General features: G+C 62.2%; 15 protein-coding genes. 8 read left to right on the top strand and 7 right to left on the bottom strand.

Going from position 1 to position 12,915, the window contains the following annotated elements:
* Positions 1–3 precede the first annotated feature (3 nt).
* Genes trbJ through trbB form a run of 5 tightly spaced genes read right to left on the bottom strand, consistent with a single transcriptional unit; the run spans position 4 to position 4,861 of the window.
* On the bottom strand, positions 4–786 hold the full coding sequence (gene trbJ, locus IT40_RS00545; RefSeq protein WP_036749098.1) for a P-type conjugative transfer protein TrbJ: 783 nt from the start codon (positions 784–786) through the stop codon (positions 4–6).
* The gene (gene trbE, locus IT40_RS00540) at positions 783–3,293 is read right to left on the bottom strand and encodes a conjugal transfer protein TrbE (protein ID WP_036749095.1); all 2,511 of its coding nucleotides are present in this window, start codon (positions 3,291–3,293) and stop codon (positions 783–785) included. Before trbE ends, trbJ begins: the two co-directional genes overlap by 4 nt.
* A 10-nt stretch (positions 3,294–3,303) precedes the next feature.
* Positions 3,304–3,585 (bottom strand): VirB3 family type IV secretion system protein, encoded by a 282-nt coding sequence (locus IT40_RS00535; RefSeq protein WP_036749093.1) that lies wholly within the window; start codon positions 3,583–3,585, stop codon positions 3,304–3,306.
* Entirely contained in the window at positions 3,585–3,914 is a 330-nt protein-coding gene (locus IT40_RS00530; protein ID WP_036749090.1) for a TrbC/VirB2 family type IV secretion system protein, read from the bottom strand. The genes IT40_RS00535 and IT40_RS00530 overlap by 1 nt, the downstream gene beginning before the upstream one ends.
* Entirely contained in the window at positions 3,911–4,861 is a 951-nt protein-coding gene (trbB, locus tag IT40_RS00525) for a P-type conjugative transfer ATPase TrbB (protein ID WP_425272518.1), read from the bottom strand. Before trbB ends, IT40_RS00530 begins: the two co-directional genes overlap by 4 nt.
* A gap of 476 nt (positions 4,862–5,337) precedes the next feature.
* Here trbB and IT40_RS00520 point away from each other — a divergent pair, with 476 nt between their 5' ends.
* Together IT40_RS00520 and IT40_RS00515 are read left to right on the top strand one after the other, a co-directional pair.
* Positions 5,338–5,703 carry an ArsR/SmtB family transcription factor gene (locus IT40_RS00520; protein WP_012092654.1) on the top strand — a complete coding sequence of 122 codons (366 nt, stop codon included), beginning with the start codon at positions 5,338–5,340 and terminating at the stop codon, positions 5,701–5,703.
* An 8-nt stretch (positions 5,704–5,711) separates the two neighbouring features.
* Positions 5,712–6,647, top strand: a complete 936-nt coding sequence (locus IT40_RS00515) for a bile acid:sodium symporter family protein (RefSeq protein ID WP_036749085.1) — start codon at positions 5,712–5,714, stop codon at positions 6,645–6,647.
* Between the two features lie 7 nt (positions 6,648–6,654).
* On the opposite strand, the gene IT40_RS00510 is transcribed toward IT40_RS00515, so the two are convergent.
* Positions 6,655–7,059, bottom strand: coding sequence for a MerR family transcriptional regulator (locus IT40_RS00510; RefSeq protein ID WP_425272517.1), 405 nt, complete (start codon positions 7,057–7,059; stop codon positions 6,655–6,657).
* Positions 7,060–7,137: 78 nt separating this feature from the next.
* Here IT40_RS00510 and IT40_RS00505 point away from each other — a divergent pair, with 78 nt between their 5' ends.
* The 6 genes from IT40_RS00505 to lspA all read left to right on the top strand — a co-directional run bounded on the left by IT40_RS00505 (position 7,138) and on the right by lspA (position 12,300).
* Positions 7,138–9,270, top strand: coding sequence for a heavy metal translocating P-type ATPase (locus IT40_RS00505; RefSeq protein WP_036749083.1), 2,133 nt, complete (start codon positions 7,138–7,140; stop codon positions 9,268–9,270).
* A 66-nt stretch (positions 9,271–9,336) separates the two neighbouring features.
* Positions 9,337–9,954, top strand: coding sequence for a cation efflux transmembrane domain-containing protein (locus tag IT40_RS00500; RefSeq protein WP_012092650.1), 618 nt, complete (start codon positions 9,337–9,339; stop codon positions 9,952–9,954).
* Positions 9,947–10,450, top strand: a complete 504-nt coding sequence (locus IT40_RS00495; RefSeq protein ID WP_012092649.1) for a copper chaperone PCu(A)C — start codon at positions 9,947–9,949, stop codon at positions 10,448–10,450. The genes IT40_RS00500 and IT40_RS00495 overlap by 8 nt, the downstream gene beginning before the upstream one ends.
* Positions 10,447–11,067, top strand: coding sequence for an SCO family protein (locus IT40_RS00490; RefSeq protein WP_012092648.1), 621 nt, complete (start codon positions 10,447–10,449; stop codon positions 11,065–11,067). The genes IT40_RS00495 and IT40_RS00490 overlap by 4 nt, the downstream gene beginning before the upstream one ends.
* Positions 11,067–11,810, top strand: a complete 744-nt coding sequence (locus IT40_RS00485; protein WP_012092647.1) for a cytochrome c biogenesis CcdA family protein — start codon at positions 11,067–11,069, stop codon at positions 11,808–11,810. Before IT40_RS00490 ends, IT40_RS00485 begins: the two co-directional genes overlap by 1 nt.
* Positions 11,811–11,835: 25 nt before the next feature.
* The gene (gene lspA, locus IT40_RS00480; protein WP_012092646.1) at positions 11,836–12,300 is read left to right on the top strand and encodes a signal peptidase II; all 465 of its coding nucleotides are present in this window, start codon (positions 11,836–11,838) and stop codon (positions 12,298–12,300) included.
* Positions 12,301–12,405: 105 nt separating this feature from the next.
* Here lspA and IT40_RS00475 read toward each other — a convergent pair whose 3' ends face one another.
* Positions 12,406–12,903: a DUF6428 family protein gene (locus IT40_RS00475; protein ID WP_012092645.1), complete on the bottom strand. Its 498-nt coding sequence runs from the start codon at positions 12,901–12,903 to the stop codon at positions 12,406–12,408.
* Positions 12,904–12,915: the final 12 nt, after the last annotated feature.

Genomic DNA, 12,915 nt, shown 5'->3' with positions numbered 1-12,915 from the left:
ACCTCAGTTGAACATCCGTGCATTGCCGGGCTGGTAGCCCGACCCCGGCGTTAGGAAGCGCTCGCGCTGGATGCGGCCCTGCTCAGCGGCCGTCGCACGTTCGGCCTCGGTCAGCGCGTCGGCGCGGCCGTTTGCCGAAATCACCGCGATCAGGTCGGAGAGCTGCTGCGATTGCAGGGCGAGAAGCTGATTGCCAGCTTGCGTAGCCTGAAGCGCGCCGGTCGCGCCCTGGCTCTCGCCGATGAGCGTGGACATCTCGGCACGGTTGCTGTCGATGTTGCCAACTACGCCCGCCTGCACGCGCATGGCATCCTGCAAGCCACCGACGGTGTTCTCCCAGCGCGAGCGCGCATCGGCGATCAATTGCTGGTCGGTGGCCGTGAGGGATAGATTGCCGTAGTCCTGCTGGAACATCTGGTCGATGTTCTGCACGTCGAACGCGATATTCTGGGCTTGCCCGAGAAGCTGCTGGGTGCGCTGGACGTTCTGCTGAAGCGCCTGAAGCGAGCTGTGGGGCAGGCTCGCGAGATTCCGCGCCTGATTGATCAACATCTGCGCTTCGTTCTGGAGCGAGGTGATCTGGTTGTTGATCTGCTCCAGCGTGCGCGCTGCCGTCAACAAGTTCTCGGCGTGGTTGGTCGGGTCATAGACGATGCGGCCGAACCCGCCGAAGAAGGCATGGGCTGGTGCCGTGAACACCGGCGCTAGCGCCAAAGGTGCGGCAAGCGCGAGTGCGAGCGCCGAAGCGCCCGTCACGCGGCTGAGACGGAGCATTTTGCGCGTCATGGGGTAATCTCCTCTTCTTCCAGGGTGAAATCGAACTCGGCGTCATCGAAGGCAGTGGGCGCCAGGTCCTCGCTTTCGGTGGCGAGATTGGTGAGGTCCGGGATCAGATCGGCGGCCCATTCGACACCGCGCGCCTTGAGCCAGGCGGCGAGGAAACCGTCTCGGCCGTGCTCGGCGAAGATCTCGGCAATCAGCGTCTGGTAGGATTTGGCGGAGGCTGCGCAAAGCGCGAGGCCGACTTCGCTGAGGCCCAGTTCGAACAGCCGGTTGCCGCGTCGCGATTGGCAGTAATAGTCGCGTTTAGGCGTCGCCCGCGCGAGGATCTCGATCTGGCGGTCATTGAGGCCGAAGCGGCGATAGATGGCGGTGATCTGCGGCTCGATGGCGCGCTCGTTCGGCAGGAGTAGCCGCGTCGGGCAGCTTTCGATGATCGCGGGCGCGATCTTGCTGCCATCGATGTCGCTGAGGCTTTGCGTGGCGAAGATGACGCTGGCGTTTTTCTTGCGCAGGGTTTTCAACCATTCGCGGAGCTGGTCCGCGAAGCCGTCGTCATCAAGCGCCAGCCAACCCTCGTCGATGATCAGGAGTGTCGGCCGACCGTCCAGCCTGTCGCCGATGCGGTGAAACAAGTAGGAAAGGACAGCAGGGGCCGCGCCGGTTCCAACAAGCCCCTCGATCTCGAACGCCTGCACGTCGGCCGAGCCAAGATGCTCAGCCTCGGCGTCGAGAAGCCGGCCATAGGGACCCCCGATGCAATATGCGCGGAGCGCCTGTTTCAGATCGTTCGACTGGAGGAGGACCGCGAGGCCGGTGATGGTCCGCTCCCCGACAGGCGCTGAGGCAAGCGATGTCAGCGCCGTCCAGATGTGTTCCTTCACCTCCGGGGTGATCTGGATGTTTTCGCGCATCAGGATGGCGACGATCCAGTCCGCCGCCCAGGCGCGCTCGGCGGTTTCGTGGATACGGGCCAACGGTTGCAACGAAACCGAAGTTTCGGAAGCATCGGTCAGTTCGCCACCAAGATCATGCCAGTCGCCACCCATGGCGAGAGACGCAGCCCGGATCGATCCCCCGAAGTCGAAGGCAAAGATCTGGTTGCGCGCGTAGCGGCGGAACTGCAACGCCATCAGCGCCAGCAGCACCGACTTGCCCGCGCCGGTCGGCCCGACGACGAGGGTGTGGCCCACATCGCCGACATGAAGGGACAGCCGGAACGGGGTCGATCCTTCGGTCCTGCCATAGAGCAGCGGGGGTGCGCCGAAGTGATCGTCCCGTTCCGGCCCTGCCCACACGGCGGACGAGGGAACCATGTGGGCAAGGTTGAGCGTCGAAATCGGCGGCTGGCGGACATTGGCATAGGCATGTCCCGGCAGGCTGCCGAGCCAGGCATCGACGGCATTGACCGTCTCAACCATGACGCTGAAATCGCTGGACTGGGCAATCTTCTCGACCAGCCGCAGCTTTTCGTCGGCGCGGCGGGCCTCCTCGTCCCAGACGGTGATGGTCGCCGTGACATAGGCCATGCCGGCCATGTCGGCGCCGAGTTCCTGCAACGCCATGTCGGCGTCGGCGGCCTTATTCGCAGCATCCGTGTCCACGAGGGCGGATGCCTCGTTGGTCATCACCTCCTTGATGATCGCTGCAATGCTTTTGCGTTTCGCGAACCACTGGCGCCTGATTCTGGTCAGCAGCCGCGTCGCGTCGGTCTTATCCATGAGGATGGCACGGGTTGACCAGCGATAGGGGAAGGCCAGCCGGTTCATCTCGTCGAGCAGGCCGGGCGTGGTGGTGCCCGGAAAGCCCGTGATAGTCAGCACCCGCAGGTGCTGATCGCCGAGGCGCGGCTCCAGCCCTCCCGTCAGCGGCTGATCGGCGAGCAGCGCGTCCAGATACATCGGCACCTCGGGCACACGCACGCGATGCCGGTTGGTGGAGATGGTGGAATGGAGGTAAGTCAGCGTGCCGGCGTCATCGAGCCAACGGCATTCCGGCATCATACCCTCGAGCAACGCCAACACGCGATCGGTGCGGTCGATAAAGCCGCGCACGAGTTCCCAAGGGTTCACGCCGGAGGTTTCGCGCCCCTCGTAAAGCCAGGATTCCGAGCGTGCCGCGTCTTCGGCAGGCGGAAGCCACAGGAAGGTCAAGAAGTAACCCGAGACGAAATGGCTGCCTTCCTCCTCGAAATCGGCCTTGCGCTCGGCATCAACCAGCGCCGAGGCGGGATCGGGAAAGACGCTGTTGGGGTAGGTCGCCGCCTCGCTGCGCTGCGCCTCGACGAATATGGCCCAGCCTGATCCGAGGCGGCGGAAGGCATTGTTCAGCCGTCCGGCCACCGCGACCAGTTCGGCCGCGACGGCGCTCTCAAGATCCGGGCCGCGAAACTTCGCGGTCCGCTGGAATGAACCGTCCTTGTTGAGCACGACGCCCGAACCGATCAGCGCCACCCAGGGGAGATAGTCGGCGAGGCGGGATGCAGTCCGGCGGTATTCCGCGAGATTCATCATGGCTCGAACCTCACACCGAGAGAAAAGCCGGGATGCGCAGATGGCGGCGCGCAACTTCGACGAAGAACGGATCGCGTTTGGCAGCCCATACGGCGGCGATATGGCCGACCGCCCAGATCAGGATGCCGGCGAGCCAGAGCTGTAGGCCGAGGCCGACCGCACCTGCGAGCGTGCCGTTCAGGATGGCGACAGATCGCGGTGCGCCGCCGAGCAGGATCGGCTCGGTCAGGGCGCGGTGAACCGGGATCGAGAAACCCGGCACTTCGTCGAGCGCTTCGAACGCGAGCGCCATCAGACGAGCGCCCCGCCGCCGAAGCTGAAGAAGGACAGGAAGAAGCTCGACGCGGCGAAGGCGATGGAGATCCCGAACACGATCTGGATCAGACGCCTGAAACCGCCACCGGTGTCGCCGAAGGCCAGCGTCAGGCCGGTGACGATGATGATGATCACGGCGACGATCTTTGCCACCGGCCCTTCGACGGATTCGAGAATGGATTGCAGCGGTGCTTCCCAGGGCATCGAGGAGCCCGAGGCAAGGGCCGGAGACGTCATCAGGCTCGCCCAGGCGACGGCGGCGGCGGTTGCGACATGGAGGCGGATACGAAAGGCGCGACGGATCATGCAGATTCTCCAGTGTTGTAAGCGGTGTCGGGTTCTGAAGTGGCGGGTGAAATCCGGTAGTCGCCGTCCGGCCCAAGCCCGTCGACGCGGGCAAGTTCGACCAGCCGGCGCGCGGAACCACGACCGGCGAGGACGGCCACCAAGTCGATGGTTTCTGCGATCATGGCGCGCGGGACGGTGACGACGGCTTCCTGGATGAGCTGTTCGAGGCGGCGCAGCGCCCCGATCCCGGAACCGGCATGGATGGTGCCGATGCCGCCGGGATGTCCGGTGCCCCAGGCTTTGAGGAGATCGAGCGCCTCAGCCCCACGCACTTCACCGATGGGGATACGATCAGGGCGCAGGCGCAGGGACGACCGCACCAGTTCGGACAAGGTGGCGACGCCATCCTTGGTGCGCATGGCCACCAGATTGGGCGCGGCGCATTGCAACTCGCGGGTGTCCTCGATGATGACGACGCGATCGGAGGTCTTCGCCACCTCGGCGAGCAGCGCGTTCGTGAGCGTCGTTTTGCCCGTGCTCGTGCCGCCCGCCACCAGTATATTGGCGCGGGATGCGACGGCCGCGCGCAGCGTCTCGGCCTGCTCGGCAGACATAATGCCCGCCGCCACATAGTCGTCCAGGCTGAACACGGCGACGGCGGGCTTACGAATGGCAAAGGCGGGTGCGGAGACGACCGGCGGCAGTAAGCCCTCGAAGCGCTCCCCGGTTTCCGGCAGTTCGGCCGAGACGCGCGGGCTGCGGGCATGAACTTCGACGCCCACATGGTGGGCAACCAGCCGCACGATGCGCTCGCCGTCGGCGGCGGATAGACGCTCGCCCGTATTAGCCAGCCCTTCGGACAGCCGGTCCACCCAGATCCGGCCATCGGGGTTCAGCATCACCTCGACCACGGCCGGGTCTTGCAGGAGGTCCGAGATGGCAGGTCCGAGCGCCGTCCGGAGCATGCGCGCGCCGCGGTCCACATTTGCCTGTTTGTGGTTGATGCCTGGCATCTCGTCCCCGTTCCACCGGGGAGGCGAGAGACGATCCCCGGATGGGGATCACTAAAAGAGACACAAAACAGGTCGTTTCAACAAGTTTCGGTCGTCGTAGTAGTGTGGGATAAAATTACAGGAGAACGGCGGTGTGCCTGACCAGTCGGATGATCTGCAGGCACACCGGCATGCTCTCGACTGATTCGACCGGCCCGTGGCGTCAGGCCGCCTCGCCGGGACCGAGCCGACGTTCGCCCCAGGTGGTCCGCTCTCGGAAATCATGTCGCAAGTGGCTTAGCACTTGCGATAAAGTCTTGTGAAACGAATAGCCGCGACTTTCCGGGTGCAGCCGATCTATTGCGGGTTTCAGGAATTGCGCGAGATTGAGGCGCGCGCGCTCCATCTATAAGCAATAATTTCAACAAAACATGAAACGTTGAAATGATATGGACGAAAACGACGCGCTCGCGGGCTTCGCCGCGCTCTCTCACAAGGACCGCTTGCGGATAATCCGCATGTTGGTCGTCGCGGGGGCTGACGGCATGGCCGCTGGTGCCATCGCCGGCGCGCTCGATGATGCGCCGCCGTCGCGCGTCTCCTTCCATCTCAAGGAACTGGAGCGTGCCGGACTCGTGCAGGGGCGGCGAGATGGCAAGTCGATCATCTACAGCGCCAACTGGCCGGCGCTCTCCGATCTCGTCGCCTTCCTCATGCACGACTGCTGCCAAGGTCACTGCAAATATTGCGATCAAGCGATTGCCCTGTTCGCGAAATGCGAGGGCCGCCCAACCGGTACGATCCGCTGCGAATAGGACTGCCGATGCAGAAAGCCCTCGCCTTTGTTGAAAACAATCTCCTGCTGCTGGCCGTTGTAACGGCCGCGCTTGGCCTGCTCGTCCCTTCGCTCGGCATGGTCCTTGAAAGCGGCATAAGCCCGCTTCTGGCATTGCTGATGCTGGTCATCAGCCTGACATTCGACGCTCACGCCGTGAAGCTGGTTTTCCGGAAGCCGAGCCGGCAGCTTTGGGCGCTTGGCCTCGTCTATGGTCCCATGTCGCTCGCCGGATGGCTCACCGGGCGGCTGTTCTTCGGCTCTGGGCCGCTGGCCGCCGGTCAAACCCTTGTCGGCACTCTGCCGACTGACGTTTCCGCTCCGTTGCTGGTCCTGCTCGCACGCGGCAATGTCGCCCTCGCGGCGGTCCTCAATGCGGTCAACACAGTGCTTTCGCCCTTCATCGTGCCGATCCTGTTCCTGCTTTTCACCGGAATCGAGCTGCAAGTTCCCATCGGGGCGATCATCATGGAATTAGTGCTGATCGTGGTGCTGCCGACCGTGATCGGGGTCTACCTACGCACGCGATACCCGGAAGCGGTCGGCCGACACGATGGCCTCTATCCCTCTCTTGGTTCGGTGCTCTACCTGCTCCTGCTTCTGGCGGTCGTGGGTCCAAACGCCGAAACAATCCTCGGCTATGGCTGGTTCGCCCTCCTAATCGCGCTGGCCGCGCTCACGCTGAACCTGATCGGCTATGCGGTCGGGTCCATCGCAAAAGTCTTTGTGGCCGACCGGCAAGAGCTGATCGCCTACCTGTTCACGGTGAGCAAAAAGGAGTTCTCCATTGCGGCGGCGTTCGTAGCGGCGTCCGGGTTGCCCTCGGAAATCGCCGTGCCTGCCGCCTTCTTCGCTGTGATCCAGATGATTACGTCACCGATCGCCGCAAAGATTTTGGCATCGAGAGGCCCGGCGCTGCGGTGAGCAGTCATTAGGTTCTGGCTGGCAGCGGAGACAGGCTCTCTATTATCCTACAATCTGCGACCAGCCCGCATCCACACTGGTCTATCATCCTGTCCAGTTCCGACTTGAGCGCAGTTAGGTCTTCGATTTTTCGCTCGACTTCCTTCCGGTGCTCCTTTGCAATCGCATCAATCGCCGCGCAGGACTGCGAACGATCGTCGGCCAGCTTGAGAAACTCCCTGATCTGATCGAGCGAGAAACCAAGCTCGCGCGCACGCCTGATGAAGCTGAGGCGGTTGAGGTGGCCCGGCTCATATGCACGGTAGTTGCCATCGGTACGCGAGGGTGCGGGCAGGAGACCGTTCTTCTCGTAGAACCGGATCGTCTCGACCTTGGTCCCCGTTCGTCTAGCCAATTGGCCGATCATCAGAATTCTGTCGTTCATCTCTTGACCCTATAGTTACTACAGGGTCTATCTACAATGTCACATCGGGAAAGTCGAGGTGACATCATGGCGGCAGCGAGCCCTTACAGACTGCGTGTAGAAGGCATGGACTGCGCCTCCTGCGCGTTGAAAATTGAAACGGTGATGCAACGCCTGCCGGGCGTTAGCGACATTCATGTCAGCTACGCCAACGAGACGCTCGCATTGCAACTGGATGAGGACCGTACGGCTCTCGGCACCATTGAGCAAAAGATCCGAGCGCTCGGCTACACACCAGTGATCGAGCAGACCGAGGCAAAGGCGAGCCCACCTCGGAAACGCAGCACGGAGGCGTGGTGGAAAGGCAGCAAGGGTCGGCTTGTGCTCCTTACCGGCGCGTTGTTCATCCTTGCCTTCGCCCTCGCGCGTGTCCTGCCCGAATCGGAGCAATGGCTATACTCGGGCGCTGCATTGATCAGCATCATCCCGTTCGCGAGGCGGGCGGTCGCCGGCGCGATGTCCGGCTCCCCCTTCACCATCGAGACGCTGATGACGGTCGCGGCACTCGGCGCGGTCGCCATCGGCGAGGCCGAAGAAGCTGCTGTCGTGATCTTTCTGTTCGCAGTGGGCGAATTGCTTGAAACCGTGGCGGCCGGCCGTGCGCGCGCTGGCATTGAAGCACTGATCGATCTCGTGCCTCGGGCCGCGTTCCGCGAGCGTGATGGTGTTGTTGAGAAGGTCGCCGCAGAAGATCTGGCCGTCGGTGATGTTGTCGTTGTTCGGCCTGGTGACCGTGTGCCGTCTGACGGCACGGTGATTGACGGCGTTTCTGAGGTCGATGAGGCCCCGGTGACAGGCGAATCCGTGCCCGTGCTGAAAGAAGCCGGCGCAAACGTCTATGCCGGCAGCATCAATGCAAATGGCGAGTTGCGGGTGTCGATCAGCCATGTCGCGGCCGACAACACCATCGCCCGTATCATCCACATGGTCGAGGAAGCCCAGGAATCAAAGGCCCCGACGGCGCGTATGATCGACCGTTTCAGCCGCTGGTACACGCCGGGCGCGATGGTCGTCGCGGCTCTGATCGTTGTCGTGCCGCCGCTCGCCTTCGGCGGTGACTGGATGACATGGGTGTATCGGGGTCTCGCGACGTTGCTGATTGCTTGTCCCTGCGCGCTCGTGATTTCCACACCGGCGGCTATTGCTTCGGGTCTTGCCGCCGGTGTGCGTCAGGGACTGTTGATCAAGGGCGGCGCGACGCTGGAAACACTTGGCAAGGTCGTAACCGTTGCCTTCGACAAGACGGGAACGCTGACGCGTGGCCACCCCCAGGTGACGGACATTGTGCCGATCAATGGTGATGAGAACTCCGTCCTTGCCATCGCGGCGGCCGTCGAGCGCAGCACCAGCCATCCTCTCGGGATTGCAATCGTGGAGGCGGCAAAGGTGCGGGGGCTCGAACTGCCCGCCACCTTCGGGGGCGGCGTTGCCACACCCGGCAAAGCGGTCACAGCGCGGTTGAAGGACGGCTTCGCTTCGGTCGGGTCTCCCCGTCACGCCGCCGAACAAACGGGCCTCGAAGAGAGCATCGTTGACACGATCACCGGGCTGGAGAGCCAGGGCAAGACGGTCGTCGTGCTCATCAAGGGCAAGACCATCGAGGGATTGATCGCCTTGCGCGACGAGCCGCGCGACGACGCTATCGAAGGTGTGAAGCGGCTGACAGATCGCGGCGTGCGCCCTCTGATGCTGACCGGCGACAACAAGCGCACGGCCGACGCCATTGCGGCTCATCTCGGCCTTGAGGCGAGCGCCGAACTTCTGCCCGACGCCAAGCTCGCCGAGATCGGCCGCCTCAGGGCTGATGGACCGATTGCCATGGTGGGAGACGGTATCAACGACGCTCCGGCGCTCGCTGCTGCCTCCGTTGGCGTTGCCATGGGTGCGGGCACCGACGTCGCGCTGGAAACCGCTGATGCCGCGCTGCTCAGAAACCGGGTGACGGGTATCGCTGATCTCATCGGATTGTCGCAGGCGACGCTCGGCAATATCTGGCAGAACATCGCAATAGCGCTTGGTCTGAAGGCTGTCTTCCTCGTGACGACTCTATTCGGCATTACCACGCTCTGGATGGCCATCCTCGCCGATACGGGCGCTACTGTCCTCGTTACGGCCAATGCGCTGCGCCTGCTGACCTGGCGCGGCACCCGCGACAAATGAGCTTGAACAGTGCGCACATGCAGGTCGCGGCTTCCACTTCTCGCCAAGAAAGCCGAGGTATAATTTATGAGTAATCAGTCCCAGGGCAGTGCCAATTCATCCGAGAAGAGCGAACAATGGGCGCTCGCATGGGTACTTGCGATTAATACTGCCCAGGCAGCCATTGTGGGAGGATTAGGTTGGTGGGCTCAGTCAACAGGATTGATGGGCTCTGCACTCGATAATCTTGGCGATGCCGGTGTCTACGCCATCAGCCTTTTCGTCGTAGGTCGCGGTTTGGCGGCGAAGGTTCGCGTTGCGCGGCTGTCGGGTATGCTCCTGATAGTATTCGCCGGTTTGCTTCTGTTTGAGGTTGGCCGACGCTTCTTCACTGGCTCCGATCCGATCGGGCCGGTCATGATCGCCGTGGCAATCGCGAGCGCGCTTACGAATATGATCTGCATGTGGTTCCTGAAATCACATCGGGAAAGTGGCGTGCATCTGCAAGCCTCATGGATATTCACGACAAACGATATGCTCGTGAACTCGGCGATCGCTGTTTCTGGTCTTGCAGTAATTCTTTTCAATTCGCCTTATCCGGATCTGATCATTGGCTTGGGTGTGGTTGTAGTCGTTGTCAGAAGCGGCTTCGAAATCCTTGAGAAGGCCGGCGAAGCTGGAAAAGGAGAAAAGGAACATGACTAGTTTGCGAGCCCTATCCGCCGCCTTCCTTGCCCTTGCAGTGTCGATCTCTCCTGCTGTGGGTCACGACTTCCAAGCTGGTTCGATCACCATCAATCACCCGTGGTCACGCGCGACTCCGCCGGTCACGCCGGTAGCCGGCGGCTATCTGACGCTGACAAACGATGGCGATATGGCCGATCGCCTGGTTTCAATCTCATCACCTCTGTCAGACCGGGTGGAAATCCATGAGTCGACCGTGAGCGATGGGGTTGCCAGCATGAGGCCTGTGCAAAATGGCATCGAAATTGGAGCTGGCGAGACCGTCGAGCTTCAACCTGGCGGTATGCACATCATGTTCTTGAAGCCATCGCGCCCTTTGAAGGATGGGGAGCGGTTTGCCGCGACTCTTGTGTTCGAGCAGGCCGCTGCGATCGACGTTGAGTTCGTTGTGCAGAACATGGGCGCTCGTCCGGAATCTGCGAACGAACATGACGGACACGGAGAGGCTGTCCAATGAGCGGCGTCAAACTTTTCCGCCTTGTTGCATGGGTTGCCGTCGCCGCTGTCGGCGGGCTTTTCATCGGCCTGTCCGTATCCAAGCCTTGGCAACAGCAAACCGTGGCGGTCGCGTCCTCGACAGGCACGGCAGCCATCGGCGGCCCGTTCCAGCTCACATCCCATCGAGGCGAAACGATCGACAATGCTGCGCTGGCCGGAAAGCCTTATCTCGCCTTCTTCGGCTTCACCCATTGTCCCGATGTGTGCCCGACGACGCTCTATGAACTGAGCGATCTCATGAACGAGCTCGGGCCGGTGGCCGACCAGTTCAACGTCCTGTTCTTCACCGTCGATCCCGAACGGGACACACAAGAATTGCTGGCTCAGTACATGACAGCCTTTGATAACCGCATCCTCGCACTGCGGGGAAATCGACAGGAAACGGACGCTGTGGTGAAGGCCTTTGCGGCCTATGCGCGAAAAGTGCCTCTGGAAGGGGGCGAATACACAATGGATCATACCGCCGGCGTTTACCTAATGGATGCCGAGAGCCAATTCGTCGGCACGCTCGACATGCACGAGCCGCGTGAGATTCGATTGCAGAAGCTCCGCCGCCTGGCGGGCGAGATTGGCTGATGGAGTTCTCCAGTATCGGAATAGCGACGGCTTTCGCCGCAGGTGTCGTATCCTTCCTGTCGCCCTGCGTCCTTCCGCTGGTGCCGGGCTATATCTCCTACGTCGCAGGCCGCACGATTAGCCCGGATGGCACTGCGGCCGATGCCGAATTCAAGGCGGCAAGCCGAACTCTCGGCCTCAGCCTCTGCTTCGTGCTCGGCTTTACGACCGTGTTCGTCCTCCTTGGGGCCAGCGCAACCGTGTTGAGCCGGCTCCTGCGCATGTATCTTTTCGAAGCGAACCTGATCGGAGGCGTAATCGTCGTCCTCTTCGGTCTGTTCACGACAGGCCTCGTACCAATGCCCTGGCTCAATCGTGAAGCGCGGTTCCATGCCAATCCGGGCAGCGGAAGCGCCGGCGCGGCTTATCTCCTCGGTCTCGCTTTCGCGTTCGGCTGGACTCCCTGCATCGGACCAGTGCTGGGCGCGATTCTGACCCTGTCCGCCGCCAACGCCACGGTCGCAAGCGGAACGACGCTGCTCGCCGTCTACTCGCTCGGCCTTGGCCTCCCTTTCATCTTGGCCGCTTTGTTCATGCGCGGGTTCATGGCGCGGATGATGTCGATGCGCCGTACTGGCCGGGTGCTCAAAATCGTCGCTGGTGGGGTGATGGTGGTGATGGGCATCGCCATGATCACCGGCCATCTAACCAGCTTTGCGATATGGCTGCTCCAGACTTTCCCGGCCCTCGGCCGGATCGGCTAAGCCGGAGTTTAAAGGACATTTGGACATGCTCAGGCTCGGCCTTCCCATCGCCCTTGGCGGATTTTTCCTTGATCAGGCGACGAAGTGGTGGGTCCTGAACCATGTTATGAACCCGCCTCAGGTCATCCCCGTCACCGGCTTCTTTAATCTCGTGCTCGGCTTCAATACCGGCGTGAGCTTCGGATTGTTCGGCCAGGCGCCGGCTTGGCTCCTGATGGCGTTCACGCTCGCTATAGTCGCTGGCCTCCTTGTCTGGATCCATCGAAGCGACAGCCGCCTGACGGCATCCGCCCTCGGGCTCGTGGTTGGGGGGGCGCTCGGCAATCTGCTCGACCGGCTGCGGCAGGGTGCGGTGGCGGATTTCCTGGATTTTTACATTGGCAGCTATCATTGGCCCGCCTTCAACCTTGCCGACGTGGCGATTGTCTGTGGGGTCGGGCTTTTGCTGGTGGAGAGCGTTCTGGCACGAGGCAAAACAAAGGCTGCATGAACAGAAGTCCTCGCCAGCTATCCGAAACTATCGCCGCAAAATTCCCGGAACCTGCAACGTAGCGGGATTTAGAAGTAGTGCGACATGGCAATGGCTCGGGCGGGCTTAGCCGCAGCAGGCAGACGCTCTCGTCTGCTGCGCGCGATGCCTCGGCTTGCAGATTGCGGGGCGCGGGCTGAGACGCACAATCGTCCGGTCTTTCTCGATCTCGATTCCGGCCCCGTCATAGACCTGCATCGGCTCACCGGGCCGGCTCACCTCCCATGTCAACCGCGCGTCCGTGTCAAGCTGGACCCTGCTGCCGACCTTTCCCAAGATTGACCGGAACTTGGCGACGGTCATCGGCATGCTGCCTTCGGTCGGGGGAATATCCTCGACCTGCAAGACCGTCTCCCGCCACGCATCGGGATTGCCGCCGCAATCGAGCGTGACGAAGGAACCGGCCTTGACCTCCGTGATGTGATAGCCGGCCTGCACCTGCTGCCCGTCGCCATAGGCGAGCACAAGAACCTTGTCGGCATGGCCCTCCAAAATATCGAGGATCGCCCCGAGCGAGGCAACATCAGGAAATTCTGTGATTAAGGGGCTGGCGTAAGCGTTCATGTCCGTGTATCC

Source organism: Paracoccus versutus (assembly GCF_000763885.1).
Classification (GTDB): Bacteria; Pseudomonadota; Alphaproteobacteria; order Rhodobacterales; family Rhodobacteraceae; genus Paracoccus; species Paracoccus versutus.
This window is presented reverse-complemented; position numbering and strand designations above follow the sequence as displayed.